The organism is Streptacidiphilus sp. PAMC 29251, assembly GCF_054208735.2.
This window is the reverse complement of the sequence record NZ_CM135725.2, coordinates 6,309,417-6,331,001: the sequence shown is the minus strand read 5'-3', so window position 1 is coordinate 6,331,001 and position 21,585 is coordinate 6,309,417. Positions and strand designations below refer to the sequence as shown.

The following is a 21,585-nucleotide window of genomic DNA, read 5'->3' as shown; positions in this document are numbered from 1 at the left end:
CGAGCAGCCGGCCGAACCGGCGCAGCAGATTGATCATCAGAGGGTCCTCGACCAGACACCGCGCCGGATGGTCGCGAAGGAGTACGGCAGCAGCCAGGCCAGCAGCAGCGCCGAGAGCAGGCTCATCAGCGGCCGGTAGCGCCAGCGGGTGTCACCAGGGTTGTCGATCTTGAAAGCCAGGCCCCAGACGCAGCCCTTGAGCACCACGCCGCAGAGGTAGAGCAGGGTCAGGAACGCGGCGCCGTGCAGCGGGGCCCAGATGATGTGACGGAACGCCATGAACGGCGCCGCGACCACCCAGAGGGCGTGCCCGTAGTAGAGGGCCGCCGGGCCGGGACCGCGGCGCCACATGAACGAGCCGGTGAAGAACATGTTCCGGATGAAGCTCTTCTTCCACCGGATCTGCTGCTTCATGAACGGCTTGAAGTGCTCGGGGACGTTGGTCCACACCTTGGCCGACTGGACGTAGCCGATCCGCCACTTGCGCTCGGGGTAGTCCTGCGCGGTGACGAAGGGGGAGGTCGCGTACTGCTTCTTCAGCTTCTGGCCGCGCCACTTCTGGCCCAGCACGTAGCCGGTCAGCTGGCGGTCGGTGGCGAAGCGGAACGGCGCGCCCATGAAGCGGTCGCCGGCCCAGGCCGGGAGGTAGTTGTAGATGGCGTCCCGGCGGAACACCGCCAGCGGCCCGGACACGCAGGTCACCGAGCCGAAGGTGGACTCGGCCGCCTTGGCGACCCGGAACTGGCCCTCGTACCAGACGTCCTGCGCCTTGGTGAAGATCGACGCGGTGACGTTGAGCGCCCGGCAGTGGCCGCTGACCGCGCCCAGCTCCGGGTGGTCCACCAGGGACTGGACGCACTTGCGCAGCGCGTCCGGGGCCAGGATGCAGTCGGAGTCGGTGAAGGCGATGACGTCGCCGTCGGCTTCCTCGCAGGCCCGGACCAGGGCGTGCTTCTTGCCGAGGTTCTTCTCCAGGTTGATCACGGTGATGCCGAGCTCCAGCGACAGCCGCTGCAGGATCTCCCTGGTGCCGTCCACCGAGAGGTCGTCGACCACGATGATCTGCAGGTCGGGGTAGTCGCTGTCGGCCATCGACCGGACGCAGTCCTCGATGCACTCGGCCTCGTCCTTGACCGCGAGCAGGAAGCTCACCCGGGGGACCTTCGGCAGCGAGGGGAACGAGTCCAGGTCGCGGGGCCGCTTGCGCAGCACCCGGGTCGACGGGTCGTCATACCGGCTGTAGGCGATGAACAGCATGGCGATGGTGCCGACCAGGACGGTGAAGCCGTAGCCGAGGATCAGCGGGCTCTGCAACAGCCGGGGCGCCTCGCGGGCCAGCACCAGCAGCAGCGGCAGCAGACAGAGCAGGGTCAGCACCCGGCGGACGCCGTGGCGTACCGAGGGGTGCATCCGGTCCAGGGCGCGGCGCAGCGGGCCGTGCGGACGGACCGAGGCCCGGGCCGAACGCAGGTCAGGGAGCGGACGCGGCACCCGCGACGTCCGGACCCGCGGGATCGGCGGGGTCGGCTGGGTCGGCTGGGTAGGCCCGCTGGGATCGGCGGGGTGTTCCGCCGGGTACTCGACGGGGTGCTCCGCCGGGAACTCGGCAGGGAACGCGGCCGGGAACGGGATCTGGCGCAGGGCCTGGGTCCTGATCTCGACCGGCTCGTGGACCTCGGTCCAGGCCGGGACCTGGGGCTCGGCGAGGTACCCGTGCTGGACGTACCCCTGCTCCTGGTACTGGGGCTGGGGGTTGGCCTGGGGGTGGGCCTGGGGCTGCGCGTACTGCGGCTGCGGCGGCGGCTGATAGGGCTGCTGCTGCTGGACCGGCCAGTCGTGCTCCTGGGCGAGCCGGGTGTAGACCGGCTCAGCCAGCTCGGGCGCCTGCACCGGCGCCTGCACCGGCTCGGGCTCCGCGCCGTACGCGGCGACCGAGTCCCAGTCGTACGGCCCCGGCCCCGGCCCCGGCCCCGGGACCGGAACCGGCACCGGTGCCGCCGGCTGCTGCTGCTGCGGTTCGTTGAACCAGGGATCGCTCACACAACAGCCTTGGTCGGGACGGAGGCAAGCCGGTAGGTCGCGTCGAGGACGTTGTCCAGGCCCGACAGCCAGCCGAGGTCGAGACCGGGGTGGACGGTGTGCACCAGGACCAGGTCCCACTGCTGGTCCTCGGGTGCGGCCACGCTCTCCTGGACCGTCCCGCCCAGCTTCGCGGTGCGGACCAGCGGGTCGGTGAAGCGGACCGTGGCGCCGTCCGCCATCAGCTCCTCGATGATCTCCAGCGCGGGCGACTCGCGCAGGTCGGCGACGCCCGGCTTGTAGGCCACGCCGACGACCAGGACGCGCGCGCCGGAGGTGGCGAGACCGCGCTCGCCCAGCAGCTCGCGGACCCGGCGGACGACCTGCCGCGGCCGGGTGGCGATGGCGGTCATCGCGGCCTCGATCAGCGGCGAGGAGGTGCGCTCCGCGCGCAGCTGCCAGAGCAGGTAGTGCGGGTCGCAGGGGATGCAGTGGCCGCCGACGCCGGGGCCCGGGTAGAACGGCATGAAGCCGTAGGGCTTGGTGGCGGCCGCCTCGATCACCGGGATCGGGTCCAGGCCGAGGGTGCGGCAGTTCTCGGCGAACTCGTTGGCCAGCGCGATGTTGACGGCCCGGAAGGTGTTCTCCATGAGCTTGGTCATCTCGGCGGCCTCCGGCGAGGACAGCACGTGCACCGAGGGGGCGGTGCGGCTGAGCACCGCGGCGGCCCTGCGGGTGGTCTCCTCGCCGGTGCCGCCGACCACGCGCGGGGTGGTGTCCTGGGTGTGGCGGGAGTTCCCGGGGTCGATCCGCTCCGGGGAGAAGGCCACGAAGATGTCCTCGCCGACGGTGAACCCACGCGCCGTCAGCGGCTCCACCAGCAGGTCGCGGGTGGTGCCGACATAGGTGGTCGAGGTCAGCATCAGCAGCTGGCCGGGGACCGCGTGCTGGACGACCGTGGCGCAGGCCGCGGCGAGGGCCCCGAGGTCCGGCACCAGGTGCTTGTCGACCGGGGTCGGCACGCAGACCAGCACCGTGCTGGCGCGGCCCAGTGCGGACGGGTCGGCGGTGAGGGTGAACAGCGGGTCCTCGGCGTGGACCGCGAGCCGCGCGTGGTCGCTGGGAAGCAGGTCCACGTCACCGCCGCGGATGGCGTCGAGGCGGTGCTCGCTCACATCGAGGCCGATGACCTCGTTGCCGGCGGACAGCAAGGCCAGGGCGGTGGGCAGGCCCACGTAGCCGAGGCCGACGACGGCGACCGTCCCCTCAGCCGGATCGGCCCCGAAGGCCGGCTCGGTCCCGACAGCCTGGCCGGTGCCGACAGCGGCCTCGACCCCGACAGCCGTTTCGATCCCGAGCGCGGGGGCAGCAGCAGGGTGGAGATAGTGCAGTGACATAATTGCTCCGCAGACGGACGAAGTGAAGAATGCCGGCCAACGGGCGCTCGGGCATCGTCTTCACGGCTCATGCGCCGACGCACGCCCGTGCACTGTCACCAAGCCGGGCAAGCTTGTTCGTTAAGTCCCACATGGTCAATCTGGTGTTCGATCAATAGAAACCGGCACAAATGCCCCATGTGAAGCCCGATTTATCCCGGTTCAGCGGGATATGAACTGCGTAAAGCTTAATTACCCGTGCTAATTGTGTGATGGAGTTGTGATGGTTGATCCGTCTACCAGGACCCGGCCCGCAGCGCGCCCTTGAGCACCTTCCCCGAGGCGTTCCGGGGCAGCTCGGCGACGAACTCGACCTGGCGCGGGACCTTGTAGTTGGCCATCTCCCGCCGCGACCAGGCGATCAGCTCCGCGCCGTCCAGACTGCCGGAGGCGACCACGAAGGCCTTGCCGACCTCGCCCAGCCTCGGGTCGGCCATGCCGACCACGGCGACGTCCGCGACCAGTGGATGCCGGGCCAGCACCTGCTCGATCTCGGCCGGATAGGCGTTGAAGCCGCCGACCGTGAACATGTCCTTCAGCCGGTCGGTGATCCGCAGATTACCGTCCTCGTCGAGCACCCCGATGTCCCCGGTGCGCAGCCAGCCGTCGTCGGTGAAGGTCTCCTCGGTGCCCTGCGGATCCTCGAAGTACTCGCGCATCACGGTGTAGCCGCGCACCTGCACCTCACCCGGAGTGCCGGGCGGCTGCGCCGCATCGGACCCGGACCCCGACCCGGGCTCCGCGTCCGCGATCCGGACGGTGACGCCGGGGACGGCGCGGCCCGAGGTGGCGGCGATCAGCCCCGGGTCGTCGCCGCGGCGGCCCATGGTGACCAGCCCGCAGGACTCGGTGAGCCCGTAGGCGGTGAGGACCGTGCCGAAGCCCAGCTCCTCGCGGATCCTGGTGACCAGCTCCAGCGGGACCACCGCCGCGCCGGTGACCGCCAGCCGCAGCGAGCCCAGGTCGTAGCCGCTCCGGCCGGGGTGGTCCAGCAGCGACTGGTAGACCGTGGGCGCGCCGGGCAGCACGGTGACCCGTTCACTGGAGATCTTGGCGAGTACCGCCTCGGCGTCGAACACCGGCTGTGGCAGGATCACCGCGCCGCGCATCAGCGAGGCGAGCACCCCGGCCTTCCAACCGAAGGTGTGGGTGAACGGGTTGACCACCAGGTAGCGGTCGCCCTCGGCCAGGCCGGCCAGATCGGCCCAGGTGGAGAAGGCCCGCAGGGACTGGGCGTGGGTGGTGACGGCGCCCTTGGGCAGCCCGGTGGTGCCGGAGGTGAACATGATGTCGGCCGGGTCCTCCGGGCGGATCCCGTCGGCCCGTTCGCGCACCGCGCGGTCGGGGACCTGCGCGGCGGCGGCCAGGAAGCCGCGCCAGTACTGGAACCCCTCCCCCGCCTCGCCCCGGTCGCCGAGGACCACGGCCGTGCGCAGGTGCGGCAGGTCGCGCAGCGGGCGTGAGCCGCTCGGGCCGGCGCCCCGGCCGCCGCCCGCAGTGCGGAGACATAGCTGACGCCCAGAAAGGCGTCGGTGACGAACAGCAGCGCCGCGCGGGTGCGGCGGAGCAGGTCCACCGCCTCGGCCCCCTTGAGCCTGGTGCCCAGCGGCACCAGCACGCCCCCGGCACTGACCGCGCCCAGCGCGGCGACCACGTAGTCGGGGGTGTTGGGCGCCCAGATCGCCACCCGGTCACCGGGGCTGATCCCGGCCGCCAGCACCGCCGCCGCCGCGCGCTCGACCCGCTCCCCCAGCTCTCGGTAGCTGATCCTGGTGCGCGGCCCGACCACGGCCTCGCGCTCGCCGTACCGCTCGGCCGCGATCCGCACCAGCCGCGGGACGGTGCCCCACTCCAGATCTCCGCGCACCGGATCCTCCGCTCGTACGGTCGGCCAAATTGATTCCGCCGAGCCATTTATGACGCCTCGTCAGATTAGATCGACGGCGGCCTTCCGGCCAGACCCGCGGCCACCTATTCTGACGGGACGTCAGATCTGGGACCGGTCGGGAGAACCCATGCTCAAGGACCGCACGGCGATCGTCGGCATCGGACAGACCCGCTTCGCCAAACACCTGGACGAACCCGAGAAGACCCTCGCCGCCCGGGCCGTCCTGGCCGCCCTGGCCGACGCCGGCATCGACCCGGCCGAGGTGGACGGCCTCGCCTCCTACACCATGGAGGAGACCGACGAGGTCGAGCTCGCCAAGTCCATCGGGGCCGGCGACATCACCTTCTTCAGCCGCACCGGCTTCGGCGGCGGCGGCTCCTGCGCCACCGTGGCCCACCTCGCCATGGCCGTCGCCACCGGGCAGGCCAGCGTCGGCGTCGCCTGGCGCTCCCGCAAACGCGGCTCCGGGATCCGCCCGTGGACCAGCACCAGCGTCCAACTGCCCACCCCGGCCCAGTGGACCCGCCCGTTCGGGCTGCTCAGACCGGCCGACGAGATCGGGATGCTGGCCCGGCGCTACATGCACGAGTACGGGGCCACCCGGGACCACCTCTTCAATGTCGCCCTGGCCTGCCGCAACCGCGCCAACCAGAACCCCGACGCGGTGATGTACGACCGCCCGCTGACCCGGGAGATGTACATGGACGCCCGCTGGATCTCCGAGCCGCTCTGCCTCTACGACAACTGCCTGGAGACGGACGGGGCGCTGGCCTGCGTCATCGTCAGCGCCGAACGGGCCCGCGACTGCCCGCAGCGGCCCGCCTACATCCACTCCGTCGCGCAGGGGCTGCCGGCCCAGCACCACGGGATGGTCAACTACTGGAACGACGACCCGCTGACCGGACCCGCCTGGACCGCCGCGCGGCAGCTGTGGAAGACCGCCGACCTCGGTCCACAGGATGTGGACACCGCCCAGATCTATGACGCCTTCACCCCGCTGATCCCGCTCTCGCTGGAGGGCTACGGCTTCTGCGGACGCGGCGAGGGCGCCGCCTTCACCGAGGGCGGCGCCCTGGAGCTGGGCGGGCGGCTCCCCATCAACACCGCGGGCGGAGGGCTCTCCGAGGGCTATGTGCACGGCTTCAACCTGATCAACGAGGGGGTGCGGCAGCTCCGCGGCAGCTCCACCTCCCAGGTGCCCGACGCCGCGACCTGCCTGGTCACCGCCGGGGAGGGCGTCCCCACCTCGGCCCTGCTGCTGCGCAACTGAGAGGACCGGACCATGTCTGTCACCGACGCGGTGAACGCCGCCGGCGGGCTCGCCGAGGGCCTGCTGCTGCCCTGGCCGGACGCCGACGGGGCGCCCTTCTGGGAGTACGCGCTGCGCGGCGAGCTGCGGGTGCAGGCCTGCGCCGACTGCGGGCTGCGGCGGTTCCCGCCCCGGCCCGCCTGCCCGCGCTGCCACAGTTTCGCCGACACCTGGCAGCTGACATCCGGGCGCGGACGGATATGGTCATTTGTCATCGCCCATCCGCCACTCCTCCCCGCCTACGCGGAGCGCGCCCCCTACCCGGTGGTGCTGGTCGAGCTGGACGACGACCCGGCCATCCGGCTGGTCGGCACGGTCACCCCCTCGGTCCGCCGCCCGGACGCGCCCTGGAACGCGGTACCGCCCGCGCGGCTGCGGATCGGAGCCCCGGTCCAGGCCGTATACCAGACCCTGATCCCCGGGGTGGCGGTTCCCCGCTGGGCCCTCCTCACGGGGTGAGCGGGCGGTCCCCCGGGCCCGGCCGCCGTTAGTCTGGGCGCATGACGTGGCTGATCACAGGCGGTGCAGGCTTCATCGGGGCGCATGTCGTACGCGCCATGGCGGCGGACGGGCGCGCCGTCGTGGTCCTGGACGACCTCAGCACCGGCGACCCCTCCCGGCTCCCGCCGGGGATCCCGCTGGTCACCGGATCCACCCTGGACCGGCCGCTGCTGGAACGGCTCATGACGGAGCATCAGATCACCGGGGTGCTGCACATCGCCGGCAAGAAGCAGGTCGGCGAGTCGGTCCAGCAGCCGCTGCGCTACTACCTGGAGAACGTCGAGGGCCTGCGCACCGTGCTGGAGGCCGCGGCCGGGGCGGGGGTGCGCCGCTTCCTGCTGTCCTCCTCCGCCGCGGTCTACGGCATGCCGGACGTGGAGGTGGTCACCGAGGACACCCCCTGCCTGCCGATGAGCCCCTACGGCGAGACCAAACTGGCCGGCGAGTGGCTGGTCAAGGCGACCGGGCGGGCGCACGGCATGGGCACGGTGTCGCTGCGCTACTTCAACGTGGCCGGCGCGGCGACGCCCGAGCTGGGCGACCCGGGGGTCTTCAACCTGGTGCCGATGGTCTTCGAACGGCTGGCGGCCGGGCTGCCCCCGCTGGTCTTCGGCGCGGACTACCCCACCCCCGACGGCACCTGCGTCCGCGACTACATCCACATCGCCGACGTCGCCACCGCGCACGTGGCCGCGGTGCGGCGGCTGGAGGCGGATCCGGACGGCACCGAGCTGGTGCTCAACATCGGCCGCGGCGAGGGCGTCTCGGTCCGGGAGATGCTGGACGCCATCGGCCGGGTCACCGGGCTGGACGCGACCGGCGAGGTCGTCGCCCGCCGGGCCGGCGACCCGGCCCGGGTGGTGGCCTCCGCCGACCTGATCGCCAAGGAGCTCGGCTGGACCGCCGAGTACGACCTGGAGTCGATGGTCAGCTCCGCCTGGTCCGGCTGGCAGCACCGCCACCCCCCGGCCCGGGCCTGACCCCGGCAGCCACCGGAGCCCAGCGGGCAGGAGCAGGCCCGAGCGCCGCCCCCTCAGCCGGTGGAGGTGGCGGTGCCGAGCGCCGCGTCCAGGGCGTAGACGCAGCGGTCCTTGCTGCAGGCGAAGACCCGCCCGTCCACGGCGACCGGGGAGCCGGTGATCTCGCCGCCGGTGTCCAGCTTCCAGCGGAGCCGCCCGGTCAGCAGGTCCAGGGTGTGCACCGAGTGGTCCCTGCTGCCGATGTGGACCAGGCTGCCCGCCGCCGCCGGGGCGCCGGCGAGGTCCCCGCGGGCGCTGTAGCGCCAGCGCTCCTCGCCCTGGCGGGCGTCGAAGGCATAGACCGTGTCCCCGCTGCCGACCAGCACCGTGCCGTCGACCACCACCACCGGGTCCACACCCTGGCGTCCGCCGGTACGAGCCCGCCAGCGCTGCGTGCCGGTGGCCGCGTCCAGGGCGAAGACCGCGCCGAGGTAGTCGGCGGCGTAGAGGCCGCCCTGCTCGTCCAGCGTCGGCGGGGTGAAGAGGACCACCGGGGCGTCGAAGCGCCAGCGCTCCGCGCCGGTCTCCTCGTCCAGGGCCAGGATCCGGCTGCCCGAGGTGAGGTGCAGCAGCCCGTGCCGCAGCACCGGGCGGGACGGCACGTCCTCGCCGACCGGGTGGGTCCAGCGCAGCCGGCCCGTGGTCAGGTCCATGGCCCGGAGCCGTCCGCCGCCGTAGTAGTAGACCGAGTCGCCGACCACACAGGGGCCGGACTGCTGGCTCTCGTAGTCCTGCTGGGCGTCCGCGGCCTGCCACATCTGGCTGCCGTCGATCGCCGAGCGGACCTGGACGCCGCCGCCGCGGGTGCCCGCGACCACCACGCCGCCGCCCGCGTCCAGCGAGTAGGTCCAGCCGTCCAGGGCCACCCGCCAGCGCTCCGCGCCCTCGTCGGCGGAGAGGGTGAACAGGGCCGGGCCGTCCGCCGCGTGCACCTGGCCGTCGGCGACGGCCATCGCCCAGGCCACGTCGCGGGTCTTGAAGCGGCGGCGTCCGGTGGCGATGGTGAAGGCGTGCACCTCGAAGCTGGTGACGTAGAGCACACCGTCGCTGACCTGGGGCACCCCCCAGACGTCGTTGGACATCCGGAACCGCCAGGGCCGCCAGCGGGCCTCCGCGGTGGGCGGCAGCGGCAGCGCCGCGGCCTCGGGCTGCGCCGGGACGCGGCGGACCCAGCCGGTGCCGGGGTGCGGCACCGGATCGCCGTTGGCCGGGTCGCCCGCCTTGACCCCCGGCCCGATCGAGACCGAGCCGCCGACCAGCTGCACCACCGGGGCGGAGGCCTCGACGTCGGGCGCCCCGGCGTGCCGGCGGGCGCCGCCGCCGGCCGGCTGGACCCGCCGGGTCGGCGGATGGTCGTCCAGCGACGAGGGCGCGGCCGCGGCTGCGGAACCGGGGAAACCGGAGGGCAGCGCCTGGACCGGGTGCGAGGTCCGCGGGTCGAACGGCGCGGAGACCGGCGCGGGCAGCGGAGCGGGCGAGGGAGCCGGCGCCGGTACGAACGCCGCCGAGGCCGCGCCCACCAGGCCCCCGCTGGGCCGCCGTCCCCGCTTGCGGTCGATCAGCTCCAGCGCCACCGGCGGCAGCCAGTCGCGGTCGTCGTCGCCGCCGTCCCCGTTGGAGAACAGGTGCGGGGCCAGCTCGGCCTGGATCTGGGCCGGGGTCGGCCGCCGCTCCGGCGCGGGCCGCATGCAGGCCTTGACCAGCGGGGCCAGCTCCGGTGCCAGCCCGGACAGGTCGGGGGACTCGCGGAGCAGCATGAACACCGTCTCCACCGGGTTGGACCCGTGGTACGGCGCGTGCCCGGTCGAGGAGTAGACCAGCAGTGAGCCGAGCGAGAACACATCGCTGGCCCCGGTCACGCTGCGGCTGTCCCTGGCCTGCTCGGGCGACATGTAGGCGGGGGTGCCGACGGCGACATTGGTCATGGTCAGCCTGGTGTGGGAGACCCCGGCGGCGATGCCGAAATCGATCACGCGCGGGCCGTCCTCGGTGACCAGGACATTGGAGGGCTTGAGGTCGCGGTGGACCAGCCCGGCGGCGTGGATCGACTGCAGCGCCTCGGCGATCCCGGCGATCAGCCAGCGCACCGCGTCCACCGGCATCGGGCCGCACTCGGCGACCAGGTCCTCCAGCGAGGGCGCCGGGATGTAGGCGGTGGCGAGCCACGGCACCGGGGCGTCCGCGTCGGCGTCGACCACGGCGGCCGTGTAGAAGCCGCTGACGGTGCGGGCCGCCGCGATCTCACGGGCGAAGCGCACCCGGAACAGCTGGTCCTCGGCCAGTTCCGCGCGCACGGTCTTGATCGCGACGCGCCGCCCCGCGGAGGATCTGGCCAGGTACACCAGGCCCATTCCGCCCGCGCCGAGGCGCCCTAGCACCTCGAAGGCGCCGATCCGCCTGGGATCGTGCGCCGTCAGCTGGTCCACGTCGTCAGCCACCTCCCCGTTTGGTACCGCGTGCGTCAGCAGCCCGCTGTGCCTGATTGTCCAACGCCGACCCGTGCCAGGGCCAACCAGGCCGGACAAATTCAGGCTCGATATCCAGTACGCACCAGTACCCCATGGGTGTGGACACCTTCCGGGCAACGCATCCGGCGGATCTGAGAAACGTTGCAAGAGAGTTAGATTGACCTGTCCGGCGAAGGTGGAGGCACGGTATGAGTGGAACGGCCGAACAACTGGTCCAGGTCCTGGAGGATCTGCTCGGGACGAAGCTGCCGATCAGAATCCGGACCTGGGACGGAACGGAGGCGGGCCCCCCGGACGCCCCGCTGCTGGTGCTGCGCAACCGCCGCGCGCTGCGGCACCTGCTCTGGCGCCCGGACGAGCTGGGGCTGGCCCGCGCCTATGTCGCGGGCGATCTGGAGCTCGACCCCGGCAGCGACCTCTACGACCTGCTCACCACGCTGGCCCGGCTGGTCGAGCAGACCCACACGGTGACGCTGCGGCCGAACCCGCGCGACCTCTTCGGCCCGCAGGGCCGCAGGCTGCTGCGCACGGTGGCCGGCGCCGGGGTGATCGGCCCCCGGCCGCCGCTGCCGCCGGAGGAGGCGGTCAAGGTCAAGGAGGCCGGCAGCCGGCACTCGCTGCGCCGGGACCGCAAGGCGATCAGCCACCACTACGACGTCGGCAACGACTTCTACCGGCTGGTCCTCGGCCCCTCCCTGGTCTACTCCTGCGCCTACTGGCCGACCGGGACGACCACGCTGGAGGACGCCCAGGACGCCAAGCTCGACCTGGTCTGCCGCAAGCTGGGGCTGCAGCCGGGGATGCGGCTGCTGGACGTGGGCTGCGGCTGGGGCTCGATGCTGCTGCACGCCGCCCGGCACTACGGGGTCGAGGGGGTCGGCATCACCCTCTCCACCGAGCAGGCGGAGGGGGCCAGGGCCCGGATCGCCGAGGCCGGGCTCAGCGACCGGCTCACGGTCAGGCTGCAGGACTACCGCGAGGTGGACGACGGCCCGTACGACGCGATCTCCAGCATCGGCATGGGCGAGCACGTCGGCCCGGACCAGTTCCGCGGCTACGGCAAGAACCTCTACGGGCTGCTCGCCCCCGGCGGCCGGCTGTTGAACCACCAGATCGCCCGGCGGCCCAACCTGCCCGGCGAGCCCTACCGGACCAGCCCCTTCATCGAGGCCTATGTGTTCCCGGACGGGGACCTCTCGCCGGTCGGGAACACCGTCAGCCTGCTGGAGGAGGCGGGCTTCGAGATAAGGGACGTGGAGTCGCTGCGCGAGCACTACGCCAAGACCCTGCGCTGCTGGGTCGACAACCTGGAGCAGGACTGGGACCGGGTGCTGGAACTGACCAGCGTGGGCCGGGCCCGGGTCTGGCGGCTCTACATGGCGGCCTCGGCGCTGGCATTCGAGGAGAACCGGATCGGGGTGAACCAGATCCTGGCGGTGCGCACCGGATCCGACGGCGACAGCAGGCTCCCGGCGACCCGGGCGGAGTGGCTGGGGGCGGACCGGGCCGGGGCCGTGAGCTGACGGGCGGGGCGGTCGGCGACCGGTTGGTGAACTGACGGGGCGGCGGTTTTCAGGGGCGGTTCGGGCCCCGGAAACCGGCGCCCCGTCAGCCTGACGGACCATTTGGCACACCGCCGAATAGCGCGGGGATCTTGCCACGGTAAACTGACGGCATGACAGGACAAGTTCGCACCGTCGACGGGCGTGTCGCCGGGCGACGCGGGCAGGCGACGCGGCAGAAGCTGCTCGAATGCCTTAGCGAGATGCTCAGCACATCGCCCTACCGGGACGTCAAGGTCATCGACGTCGCCCGGATGGCCGGTACCTCCCCCGCAACGTTCTACCAGTACTTCCCCGACGTCGAGGGCGCTGTCCTCGAAATCGCGGACGGAATGGCTCGGGAAGGCGCCGCCCTCAAGGATCTGGTCGCCGAGAAGTCGTGGGCCGGCAAGTCCGGCTACCAGACGGCTGAGGAGCTTGTAGAAGGCTTCCTCAACTTCTGGCGCGACAACGAGGCCATTCTCCGCGTGGTGACCCTGGGATCGGCGGAAGGGGACAAGCGGTTCTTCAAGATCCGCATGAAAATCCTCAACGCCGTGACCAACTCACTCACGGACTCCCTCAAGGTCATGCAGGACACCGGGAAGGCGGACAAGTCGGTCAGTGCACCGGCCATCGCCGGCTCCCTGGTGGCCATGCTGGCCGCCGTCGCCGAGCACCAGAAGGGATTCGACTCCTGGGCGTGAAGGCCAAGGAGCTCAAGCCCAACCTGGCGCTCCTGGTCTACCTGGGCATGACCGGAAAGAAGCCGCCGAAGTAGCGTTCGGACGGCCGCAGCACCAGTCCTGGGTCCAGCGGGCCCCGGCCGCCTGTCCGGCCGGGTTGAGCCTCCGGGCGTGCCTCGGGGGAGGTACCCCGGTTCGAGTCCCGCACCCACGTCCACCTCAAGGGCGGTCACTCCTTCACCGGAGCTGACCGCCCTTCGCTCTGCCCGGCGGCGTCGGCCCGCCCGGCGTCATCGGCCTGCCCGGCGGCGTCGGCCTCGGCACCGTCAGCGGCCTCGGCCTCGGCGTCGGTGCCGGTGTCGGTGTCGGTGCCGGTGTCGGCGGGCGTCAGCCGGAAGACCCGGATCTGCCGGTCGATCCGGGCCTGGTAGACGGCGTACGGGGGCCACATCCGCAGCAGCGCGGCCCAGGCCGCCTCCCGCTCCGCGCCGTCCAGCAGCCCCGCGGTGACCTGCACCGTACGGCCCCGGTGCTCGACCAGCGCGGTGGGCTCGGCGATCAGGTTGCCGGTCCAGGCCGGATGGTCGGTGCGGCCGAAGTTGCTGCCGACGACCAGGAAGCTGCCGCCGCGCTCCGGCAGGCAGGCCAGCGGCGCCACCCTCGGCTCGCCGCTGCGGCGCCCGGTGGTGGTCAGGAACACCGACGGCAGCATGTACTGGCTGAGCATCACCTTTCCGCCGCTGAGCCGGTGCACCGCCTTGTCCAGCGGCGGCAGCAGGTGCGGGGCGATCCGGGCGAAGAGCACGGTCGAGGACAGCCTCTGGACCAGGGCCTCCTGCCGGGACCGGGGCGGGCGGGGGGTCGGTGCCGCGGCCATCGGGCTCATCCCTTCGTCGAGGCGTGCGCGCGGGCGCGCGGGCGGGGTCGGGAGCCGGGTTGGGGGCCGGTTCGGGGGCGCGCGAACAGGGCCGCGCGCTCGGCGGCCAGGGCGCGCAGCAGGTGCGGCGGCCCGAACAGCAGCTCGTCGGCGGCGGCGCGTTTGAAGTAGAGGTGGGCGTCGTGCTCCCAGGTGATGGCGATCCCGCCGTGCAGCTGGATCGCCTCGGCGGCGGCGGTACGGAGGCTGTCCAGCGCATGGGCCAGCGCCAGCGGCACCGCCGCGCCGGTGTCCTCGGCCTGCTGCTCCAGCGCCCAGGCGGCGTAGTAGACCGCCGAGCGCGCCGTCTCCACCGCGACATAGACGTCCGCGAGCCGGTGCTTCACCGCCTGGAAGGAGCCGATCGCGCGCCCGTACTGCTTTCTGACCTGCACATACTCCACCGTTCTAGCCAGGCACTGGGCCGCCGCGCCGACCGCCTCGGCGGCCACCGCGAGGGCCGCGAGCAGCCCGGTGCGGGCCAGCGCGGGCCCGGCGTCACGGGCCGGGTCGCCCAGCGGCACGGCGGGGGCGTCGCGCAGTTCGATTCGGCCGAGGGCGCGGGTGTCGTCCAGCGCGGCGAGCCTGCTCCGCTGCACCTCGGCCGCGTCCCCCTGGACCAGGAACAGGACGGTGCGGCTGCGCGGGAAGCCGCCGGTGTGGGCGGCGACGAGCAGCAGGTCGGCGCGGGCCCCGTCCAGCACCTGCCCGGCCTCGCCGTAGAGCAGCCAGCCGGCGTCGGCTCCGTCCTCCTCGCTGTTCGGGGCCGGTCGGGCCTGGATGCCGCCCGCTCGGCCGCCGCCGGCGGTGGTGCCGTCGGGCAGGCCGTCGCCCGGGCCGGTCGGGGCCAGGCCCAGCGCCAGCGCCGGGGAGGCGGCGAGGACCAGCGCGGCGGTGCGCGCGCCGACCGCGAGGTCGGGCAGCAGGACGGCCCGCTGCTCGTCCGTACCGAGGGCGTCGATCAGGGCGGCGGCCAGCACCGAGGAGGCCAGCAGCGGGGACGGCAGCAGCACCCGCCCGGTCTCCTCGCAGGCCAGGGCCAGCTCCACCGGGCCGAGGCCGGCCCCGCCGTGCTCGGCGGGGAGGGTGAGGCCGGGCAGGCCGAGCTGCTCCGAGAGCTGCTGCCACAGCGCCCGGTCGTAGCCCTCGGGGCCTGACGCCGCCGCACGTACCTGCTCGGTGCCGCAGTTCTTCGCCAGGGCCTCGCGAAGGGTGCGGCGGACGGCGTCCTGTTCCGGGGTGAGCGCGGGATCCATGACGTCTCCAGCCTTCTGCTTGCGAGCCTGCTGCTTGGATCTGACGAATCGTCATCCTAGAAGGACCGGCCGACCGGGCACAGGGGCGCAGCACAGCAAATCTGATGTACCGTCAGATTCTTGTTCCGCGACGCCCCCTGACATCCCCCGACGCCCCCCGACGCCCCCCGAAGTCCCCCAAGGGAGTTGATCCACCCGTGCCCGCACCGTCGCTGCACTCCCCGGTCCCGGAAGACTCGCCGCGCCGCCGCCGGGTGGCCGTCGTCGGCGTCGCCCACTCCGACTGCGGACGGGTGGACCGGGCCACCCCGTTCGACCTGCACGCCCAGGCCGCGCGCCGGGCCCTCGCCGACTCCGGGCTGCCTCGCTCGGTCGTCGACGGGGTGGCCTCGGCCGGGCTCGGCATCCTCGCCCCGGTCGAGGTCTCCGAGTACCTCGGACTGCGCCCCACCTGGACCGACTCCACCTCGGTCGGCGGCTCCACCTGGGAGGTGATGGCCGCCCACGCCGCCGACGCGATAGCCGCCGGACACGCCAACGCCGTGCTGCTGGTCTACGGCTCCACCGCCCGCGCCGACCTCAAGGCCGGCCGCCGCACCGCCGGCATCGCCCTCGGCGCCCGTGGCCCGCAGCAGTTCGAGGCCCCGTACGGGCACACCCTGATCGCCAAGTACGCGATGGCCGCCCGCCGCCATATGCACGAGTACGGCACCACCCTGGAACAGCTCGCGGGCGTCGCGGTCCAGGCCCGGGCCAACGCGGCGAGCAACCCCGAGGCGATGTACCGCAGCCCGCTGACCGTGGACGAGGTGCTGGCCGGACCGGAGATCGCCTCCCCCTTCACCAAGCTGCACTGCTGCATCCGCTCGGACGGCGGCTGTGCGGTGCTGCTCGCCGCCGAGGAGTACGTGCCGGACACGCTGCACGACCCGGTGTGGGTGCTCGGCACCGGCGAGCACCTCAGCCACAGCCTGATGTCCGAGTGGGAGGACTTCACCGTCTCCCCCGCCGCGGTCTCCGGCCGCCTCGCCTACCGACGGGCCGGGGTCACCCCCGCCGACATCGACCTCGCCGAGATCTACGACGCCTTCAGCTATATGCCGCTGGTCGCCCTGGAAGACCTGGGCTTCTGCGCCAAGGGGGACGGCGGCCCCTTCGTCGACGCCAAGCACGGCCGGCTGCTCCGGGACGGCGAGTTGCCGGTCAACACCGACGGCGGCGGCCTCAGCGCCTGCCACCCCGGGATGCGCGGGCTCTTCCTGATCACCGAGGCCGTCCGCCAGCTGCGCGGCGAGTACCCGGCCGACCGCCAGGTCCGCCGCCCGGACGGCTCCGTACCCGCGCTTGCGCTGGTCAGCGGCACCGGCGGCTGGTTCTGCTCCTCCGCCACGATGGTGCTGGGGCGCTGAGGCGTCGCACCCGCTAGGCGGATTCATGCCCTCCCAGCGGCCAGGACGCCACCGTCTCGTAGTGGGCCGGGCCCACGCCGAGATGACTCCGCATCAGCCGCAGCTCCCCGGCCGGCCAGGCCACCCCGGAGAAGTCGGCGAGGGCGGCGGCCAGCGGCGCCAGGTCCGTCCCGGCCGGGGCCGGACCCCCGGCGCGGCTGGCACCGCTGCGGGCCAGGGTCAGATGGGCCCGGAACGGCCGCTCGTCGACGGCTATCCCGGTCGCCCGGGCGGCGTCCGCGACCTCCTCGGCGAGGCGGCCGAGCGGGCGGACGTCACCGCGCACATCGGCCCAGAGCGCGCGCTCGCCGAAGCGCCCGCCGCCCGCCAGCCGCAGCTCGGGGGCCCGGTCGACGGTCGCGGCGGCCGCGGCCAGGCGTCCGCCCAGGGCGTCCAGGTCGGCGGCGTCCACCTGGCCGAGGAAGGCGAGGGTGAGGTGCCAGGTCGGCTTGGCGGTCCAGCGCAGCGCGGCGGCCTGCGGCAGCGCCTGCAGCGAGGTGACGGCGGCGGCCAGTTCCTTGATCGCTGCCTGGGGCGGCACGACGGCGGCGAAGAGTCTCATCCGGGCAGTCTCGGCCATCGCCCTTCCGCAGTGGAAGGCCGGACGGATAGAAAGATCGTATGGAGATACGCAAGGCTGAGCCCGGGGACCTCCCCGGCGTGCTGGCAATGATGGACGGCACCGTCGAATGGCTGGTCGCCCAGGGGCGCACCGGCCAGTGGGGCAGCGAGCCCTGGTCCACCCGTCCCGCCCTGGTGGAACGGGTGGCCGGACGGATCGAACGCGGCGAGGCCCTGGTCGCCGTGCTGGACGGGGCACTCGCCGGGGTGGTCTCGGTGTCCGAGGCAGCCGCGTCCTATGTGCGTCCGGCCGGGGAGCCCGAGCTGTATGTGAACCTGCTCGCCACCGAACGCCGGCTCAGGAGCCAGGGTGTCGGTGGCGCCCTGCTGGACCGGGCCCGCGCGGAGGCGCGGAGCCGGGGCATCGGCCTGCTGCGGGTGGACTGCTACGCCGGGGACGACGGCAAGCTCAAGTCCTACTACCGCGGCCAGGGATTCACCGAGGTGGAGCCGTTCACCGTGTCCAGGCCGGGCGAGCCGGACTGGCCCGGCATGCTGCTGGCGCAGCGGCTGGACTGAACAGCGGAGCGGGGCGGGGCCCCTCGGGGGCCGGGGCGGGGCGGGCCCCCTCGGGGTTCCGTTCAAGCCCCCGCCCCGCCCCGCTCTGAGATCACGTCACGCCGCGGTGGCGACCTCGACGTCCAGGCCCACCCGCTGGCGCGGGACGAAGGTCACCAGCTGGTGCTCAGGCCCGCGGTGCAGGTCGAGCTGCAGCCGGAGGTTGCCGATCCGGGCCAGGACCAGGCCGATGGCTCCGGCCGCCGCCGCCGAGACCAGGCCGCAGACCAGCAGGCCGATCCGGGGCCCGTACTGCTCGGTGATCCAGCCGACCAGCGGTGCGCCCAGCGGGGTGCCGCCGGTGAAGACCATCATGAACAGGCTCATCACCCGGCCCCGCATCGCCGGGTCGGTACGCAGCTGGATCAGCGAGTTCGCCGCCGTGTTCAGGCTGACGCCGAACAGTCCGACCAGGGTGAGCAGCGCCGCGAAGGTCCAGTAGTCGGGCGAGAGCGCCGATACCGACTCCAGTACGCCGAAGGCCAGCGCCGCACCGACCAGCAGCCGCAGCCGGGGCCTGCTACGGCGGGCCGCCAGCAGCGCTCCGGCCAGTGAGCCGACCGCCATCGCGGTGTTCAGCAGCCCGTAGAGGCCGGGGCCGACATGGAACACCGAGTACGAGAAGGCGGACAGGATGGTCGCGAAGTTGAAGCCGAAGGTGCCGATGAAGCCGATCAGCACGATCGGCCAGATCAGGTCGGGCCGTCCGGCGACATAGTGCAGACCCGCTCTGAGCTGGCCCTTCTCACGCGGGATGCGCGGGGTGCGGTGGAGTTCGGAGCTGCGCATGGCGAGCAGGCCGAGGATCACCGCGCCGAAGGAGACCGAGTTCACCGCGAAGGCGTACCCGGCGCCGACCGCGGCCATCAGCAGGCCGGCCACGGCCGGGCCGATCAGCCGGGCGGTCTGGAAGTTGGCGGCGTTGAGGCTGACCGCGTTGCCGAGGTCCTTCTTGCCGACCATCTCGGAGACGAAGGTCTGCCGGGTCGGGTTGTCGACCACGGTCACCAGGCCGAGCAGGAAGGCGAACATGTAGATGTGCCAGACCTGGATGTTGCCGGTGAGGGTCAGCGCGGCGAGGCCGGCGGCGAGCAGGCCCATCGCGGCCTGGGTGGCGATCAGCAGCTGGCGCTTGGGGAAGCGGTCGGCGAGGACTCCGCCGAACAGCCCGAACAGCAGCATCGGCAGGAACTGCATCGCGGTGGTGACACCGACCGCGAAGGCGCTGCCGGTGATGCTGAGGACGAGCCAGTCCTGCGCGATTCGCTGGACCCAGGTGCCGGAGTTGGAGACGACCTGGCCGATGAAGAAGTAGCGGTAGTTGCGGTTGCCCAGCGCGGAGAACATGCCGCGCTTGGGCTCGGCAGCGGCATCGGCCGCGGGGCCGCCGTTGCGTTCGCCGTTGCGTTCGTCGGGGTCGTCGTCACCGGGGACGACGGTGTCGTTCAGCAGCGGGGCGTCGGCCGTGTCGGCCTCGGTCGCGGGGCTGATGTTGCTGGTGGTGTCAGTGCTGTGGTTGCGGCGCGTGGTGTCTCCGGTTTGTGCAGGCAATAGCTCGTCCCCTGGCTTGTGGTGAATCAGTGGTGCAGTTCAGCGGCTCACAGTTGCGCGAGGCGCTCCAGTACCGGAGCGGCGGCACGCAGCAGCGCCCACTCCTCCTCGTCGAGGCCCCCGGCGAGCTCGGCGAGCCAGGCGTCCCGCTTGGCCCGGCTCTGGTCGAGAATGCTCTCAGCCTGCTCGGTACTGCTGACGACGACCTGGCGCCGGTCGTCGGGGTGCGGCTCCCGCCGCACCAGGCCCTTCTCCTCCAGCATCGCGATGATCCGTGTCATCGACGGCGGCTGGACGTGCTCCTTGCGGGCCAGCTCACCCGGGGACGCGCTACCGCAGCGGGCGAGGGTCGCCAGCACCTGCATCTCGGTAGGCGTCAGCGACTCCTCGACCCGCTGGTTCCGCAGGCGTCGGGAGAGTCGCATCACGGCGGACCGCAGCGTACTGACCGCCGCGGCGTCGCTCTCGGAGAACTCAGGCATGATTGTTAGCCTAACTCATTACCCAGCCTAAGTAAAATCCTTTGCCCATGAGCCCCCGGCCCCCCAGCACCACGGGAAACGGGCGTGGGCGCCCGCCTCCCCCGACCGGGGTGAGGCGGGCGCCCACGCGCGTTACTGCGGTGCGGCTTGCCGCAATGCGGCGGCGTCGTCAGCTGTGGCTGCCGCCGGCCCTACGGCGACGGACCGCGGCCACCGCGCCGGCGCCGAGCGCGATCGCCGCCGCGCCGGCCAGCATCATCGGCATCGCGTCACTGCCGCCACCGGTGGTGGCCAGCGACCCTCCGGACGAGGCGGAGGCAGAGGCCGTGGCCGTGGCCGTGGAACCCGAGCCGCCCGTCGGAGCCGTGGGCTTCGCACCGGCCTTGGCCGCGTTGAGGTAGAGCTTGGTCACGTTGTTGTCGAAGTTGGCGCCGTTGTCCTCGGCAGCCAGCGCCACCACACCCGCGTACGCCCGGCTCAGAATCTTGAGCGGCTTGATGCCGAAGGTGAAGGTGGCCTGCTGCCCGGGCTTGAGGACCCGACTGGTCTGACAGGCGTAGGCGTGGGGCACGCTGTCGCCGGACGCGACCATGCCATCGGGGCCGGCCTGCACCGTCTTGCAGGCGCTGGGGACACTGGTGACCGCCACCTCGCCGGGGAAGTCCACATAGACCCCGACCGTGCCCTTGCCCTGCTCGCCGATCTGGCGCAGCACGCTGAGCGGGACGGTCCCGGTGTTGCGCACGCCGACGGTCGCGCTGCTGACCTTGCCCACGGTCCCGTTGACCGTGCCGCCGATGCCCGAAGCGTCCGCCACGATCCCGGTGTCGAGGCCGGTCGTGTTGTAGTTGTTGTACTCGTCAATGTCCGTGCCGGGGTCGGGAACCGCCGCGTTGCCCTGCGGGTGGACGACCTTGACCAGCGCCAGTACCCCGCCGGTGCCCTTGGTCCCGCTCCCGTCGCCGGGGGGGCTGTCACTGAGCGGGCCGTCGCCGTAGCTGATCGCGTCGGCGTGTCCGCCCGCGGGAACGGTCACCGCGAAGGGAGTGGCCAGGGCATAGCTCTCCCCCGGCTTCACCACGGCGTCGGGGAAGGTGCACTCCACGCCGCGGTGGGCGCCTGCCTCGGTCTCGTAGGTGCAGTTGTTGAAGTTGCCGGGAACGGTCGCGATCTCGTAGTCGTCGTGCACATACACGGTGACGCCCTTGGCGTCGCTGCTGCCGAGGTTGGTCACCTGGATCGGCAGCTCGGTGGTGGCCCCGGCCGGAGCCTTGATCTCACTGCCCAGGTCGTTGATCGCCAGGTCCGGCCCGTTCCCCACGGTGACGCCGACGCTGTCGGGCTCACCGGACGACTCCTCGGTCGCATTGCCGGCCGTCACCTTGAACCGCACGTCGCCGTGGCGGCCCGCGACCGCGCCGGTCGTCGCCCGGACGCCCACATCCAGGGTGTAGAAGCCCGCCTGCGCATCCCCGAGCGAGCACAGCTCGTGCAGGTGGTCCGTGGTGTAGGCACAGCCTTGCGGCAGCGCGAGTTCGGCGAAGCCCTTCAGCGCCGAACCGTCCACCGCGACCTTCACGCCCAGCAGTTCATGGCCGAATGCCGCGATGGACACATTCAGCGGGCGGTATGCCGCGCCGCTGCCGTCCGCCCGGACCGGCACCGTGCGGTCGAAACCTGGCTCGACCACGAAGCGCGTCCCGGCCGCCGTCGCCGGAGCGACCGTCAGGCCGACGAACAGACCGGTCGTAGCCGTGAGCACGGCAACCGCCCCAGCGGCGGCCCGCCGCATGTGCATGCGTCCCATCAGGATCCTTCGTTCACAGGAGTAATCCTGCGGAGCATAAGGACACGGGTGAATTGCCGGGGCCGGTCAACCAGGGTGC

At 72.5% G+C, this 21,585-nt stretch carries 15 protein-coding genes and 2 pseudogenes; 7 read left to right on the top strand and 10 right to left on the bottom strand.

Going from position 1 to position 21,585, the window contains the following annotated elements:
• Window positions 1–36: 36 nt before the first annotated feature.
• The 3 genes and pseudogenes from ACXKR8_RS30220 to ACXKR8_RS30210 form a co-directional block, all read right to left on the bottom strand.
• Window positions 37–2,040 (bottom strand): glycosyltransferase family 2 protein, encoded by a 2,004-nt coding sequence (locus ACXKR8_RS30220; protein ID WP_458267730.1) that lies wholly within the window; start codon window positions 2,038–2,040, stop codon window positions 37–39.
• On the bottom strand, window positions 2,037–3,416 hold the full coding sequence (locus ACXKR8_RS30215; protein ID WP_458267729.1) for a nucleotide sugar dehydrogenase: 1,380 nt from the start codon (window positions 3,414–3,416) through the stop codon (window positions 2,037–2,039). The genes ACXKR8_RS30220 and ACXKR8_RS30215 overlap by 4 nt, the downstream gene beginning before the upstream one ends.
• A gap of 275 nt (window positions 3,417–3,691) precedes the next feature.
• A pseudogene (locus tag ACXKR8_RS30210) lies at window positions 3,692–5,322 on the bottom strand (FadD3 family acyl-CoA ligase).
• A gap of 148 nt (window positions 5,323–5,470) precedes the next feature.
• Between ACXKR8_RS30210 and ACXKR8_RS30205 the strand changes: the two are divergent.
• Genes ACXKR8_RS30205 through galE form a run of 3 tightly spaced genes read left to right on the top strand, consistent with a single transcriptional unit; the run spans window position 5,471 to window position 8,133 of the window.
• A complete protein-coding gene (locus tag ACXKR8_RS30205; RefSeq protein WP_458267727.1) occupies window positions 5,471–6,613 on the top strand; it encodes a lipid-transfer protein in 1,143 nt (380 codons plus the stop codon).
• Between the two features lie 12 nt (window positions 6,614–6,625).
• A complete protein-coding gene (locus ACXKR8_RS30200; RefSeq protein ID WP_458267726.1) occupies window positions 6,626–7,111 on the top strand; it encodes a Zn-ribbon domain-containing OB-fold protein in 486 nt (161 codons plus the stop codon).
• Between the two features lie 41 nt (window positions 7,112–7,152).
• Complete coding sequence (gene galE, locus ACXKR8_RS30195) at window positions 7,153–8,133, top strand: UDP-glucose 4-epimerase GalE (protein WP_458267725.1); 981 nt, start codon at window positions 7,153–7,155, stop codon at window positions 8,131–8,133.
• Between the two features lie 53 nt (window positions 8,134–8,186).
• Here galE and ACXKR8_RS30190 read toward each other — a convergent pair whose 3' ends face one another.
• Window positions 8,187–10,610: an outer membrane protein assembly factor BamB family protein gene (locus ACXKR8_RS30190; protein ID WP_458267724.1), complete on the bottom strand. Its 2,424-nt coding sequence runs from the start codon at window positions 10,608–10,610 to the stop codon at window positions 8,187–8,189.
• 218 nt (window positions 10,611–10,828) lie between these two features.
• On the opposite strand from ACXKR8_RS30190, the gene ACXKR8_RS30185 reads away from it, so the two are divergent.
• Both ACXKR8_RS30185 and ACXKR8_RS30180 read left to right on the top strand, forming a co-directional pair.
• Window positions 10,829–12,163: a class I SAM-dependent methyltransferase gene (locus ACXKR8_RS30185; RefSeq protein ID WP_458267723.1), complete on the top strand. Its 1,335-nt coding sequence runs from the start codon at window positions 10,829–10,831 to the stop codon at window positions 12,161–12,163.
• Window positions 12,164–12,315: 152 nt separating this feature from the next.
• A pseudogene (locus ACXKR8_RS30180) lies at window positions 12,316–12,962 on the top strand (TetR/AcrR family transcriptional regulator).
• Window positions 12,963–13,096: 134 nt separating this feature from the next.
• Here ACXKR8_RS30180 and ACXKR8_RS30175 read toward each other — a convergent pair.
• Together ACXKR8_RS30175 and ACXKR8_RS30170 are read right to left on the bottom strand one after the other, a co-directional pair.
• On the bottom strand, window positions 13,097–13,744 hold the full coding sequence (locus tag ACXKR8_RS30175; RefSeq protein ID WP_458267721.1) for a nitroreductase family deazaflavin-dependent oxidoreductase: 648 nt from the start codon (window positions 13,742–13,744) through the stop codon (window positions 13,097–13,099).
• A 5-nt stretch (window positions 13,745–13,749) separates the two neighbouring features.
• Window positions 13,750–15,039: an acyl-CoA dehydrogenase family protein gene (locus ACXKR8_RS30170; protein WP_458267720.1), complete on the bottom strand. Its 1,290-nt coding sequence runs from the start codon at window positions 15,037–15,039 to the stop codon at window positions 13,750–13,752.
• A 197-nt stretch (window positions 15,040–15,236) separates the two neighbouring features.
• Between ACXKR8_RS30170 and ACXKR8_RS30165 the strand changes: the two genes are divergently transcribed.
• A complete protein-coding gene (locus ACXKR8_RS30165) occupies window positions 15,237–16,448 on the top strand; it encodes a thiolase C-terminal domain-containing protein (RefSeq protein WP_458267719.1) in 1,212 nt (403 codons plus the stop codon).
• 13 nt (window positions 16,449–16,461) lie between these two features.
• Here ACXKR8_RS30165 and thpR read toward each other — a convergent pair whose 3' ends face one another.
• Window positions 16,462–17,049, bottom strand: a complete 588-nt coding sequence (thpR, locus tag ACXKR8_RS30160; protein ID WP_458267718.1) for an RNA 2',3'-cyclic phosphodiesterase — start codon at window positions 17,047–17,049, stop codon at window positions 16,462–16,464.
• 59 nt (window positions 17,050–17,108) lie between these two features.
• On the opposite strand from thpR, the gene ACXKR8_RS30155 reads away from it, so the two are divergent.
• On the top strand, window positions 17,109–17,627 hold the full coding sequence (locus tag ACXKR8_RS30155) for a GNAT family N-acetyltransferase (RefSeq protein WP_458267717.1): 519 nt from the start codon (window positions 17,109–17,111) through the stop codon (window positions 17,625–17,627).
• 96 nt (window positions 17,628–17,723) lie between these two features.
• Here the strand turns inward: ACXKR8_RS30155 and ACXKR8_RS30150 are convergent, their stop codons facing one another.
• The 3 genes from ACXKR8_RS30150 to ACXKR8_RS30140 all read right to left on the bottom strand — a co-directional run bounded on the left by ACXKR8_RS30150 (window position 17,724) and on the right by ACXKR8_RS30140 (window position 21,506).
• Window positions 17,724–19,157, bottom strand: coding sequence for an MFS transporter (locus ACXKR8_RS30150; RefSeq protein WP_458275115.1), 1,434 nt, complete (start codon window positions 19,155–19,157; stop codon window positions 17,724–17,726).
• 107 nt (window positions 19,158–19,264) lie between these two features.
• Complete coding sequence (locus tag ACXKR8_RS30145) at window positions 19,265–19,699, bottom strand: MarR family winged helix-turn-helix transcriptional regulator (protein ID WP_458267716.1); 435 nt, start codon at window positions 19,697–19,699, stop codon at window positions 19,265–19,267.
• 169 nt (window positions 19,700–19,868) lie between these two features.
• The gene (locus ACXKR8_RS30140) at window positions 19,869–21,506 is read right to left on the bottom strand and encodes a COG1361 family protein (protein WP_458267715.1); all 1,638 of its coding nucleotides are present in this window, start codon (window positions 21,504–21,506) and stop codon (window positions 19,869–19,871) included.
• Window positions 21,507–21,585: the final 79 nt, after the last annotated feature.

What these genes read in the sequence shown, in the direction of transcription:
- ACXKR8_RS30205 (WP_458267727.1), top strand. Translation starts at nt 5,471, where the DNA reads ATGCTCAAGGACCGCACGGCGATCGTCGGCATCGGACAGACCCGCTTC.
- ACXKR8_RS30185 (WP_458267723.1), top strand. Translation starts at nt 10,829, where the DNA reads ATGAGTGGAACGGCCGAACAACTGGTCCAGGTCCTGGAGGATCTGCTC.
- ACXKR8_RS30140 (WP_458267715.1), bottom strand. Translation starts at nt 21,506, where the DNA reads ATGGGACGCATGCACATGCGGCGGGCCGCCGCTGGGGCGGTTGCCGTG.
- ACXKR8_RS30175 (WP_458267721.1), bottom strand. Translation starts at nt 13,744, where the DNA reads ATGGCCGCGGCACCGACCCCCCGCCCGCCCCGGTCCCGGCAGGAGGCC.
- ACXKR8_RS30145 (WP_458267716.1), bottom strand. Translation starts at nt 19,699, where the DNA reads ATGCCTGAGTTCTCCGAGAGCGACGCCGCGGCGGTCAGTACGCTGCGG.
- galE (WP_458267725.1), top strand. Translation starts at nt 7,153, where the DNA reads ATGACGTGGCTGATCACAGGCGGTGCAGGCTTCATCGGGGCGCATGTC.
- ACXKR8_RS30170 (WP_458267720.1), bottom strand. Translation starts at nt 15,039, where the DNA reads ATGGATCCCGCGCTCACCCCGGAACAGGACGCCGTCCGCCGCACCCTT.
- ACXKR8_RS30155 (WP_458267717.1), top strand. Translation starts at nt 17,109, where the DNA reads ATGGAGATACGCAAGGCTGAGCCCGGGGACCTCCCCGGCGTGCTGGCA.
- thpR (WP_458267718.1), bottom strand. Translation starts at nt 17,049, where the DNA reads ATGAGACTCTTCGCCGCCGTCGTGCCGCCCCAGGCAGCGATCAAGGAA.
- ACXKR8_RS30215 (WP_458267729.1), bottom strand. Translation starts at nt 3,416, where the DNA reads ATGTCACTGCACTATCTCCACCCTGCTGCTGCCCCCGCGCTCGGGATC.
- ACXKR8_RS30200 (WP_458267726.1), top strand. Translation starts at nt 6,626, where the DNA reads ATGTCTGTCACCGACGCGGTGAACGCCGCCGGCGGGCTCGCCGAGGGC.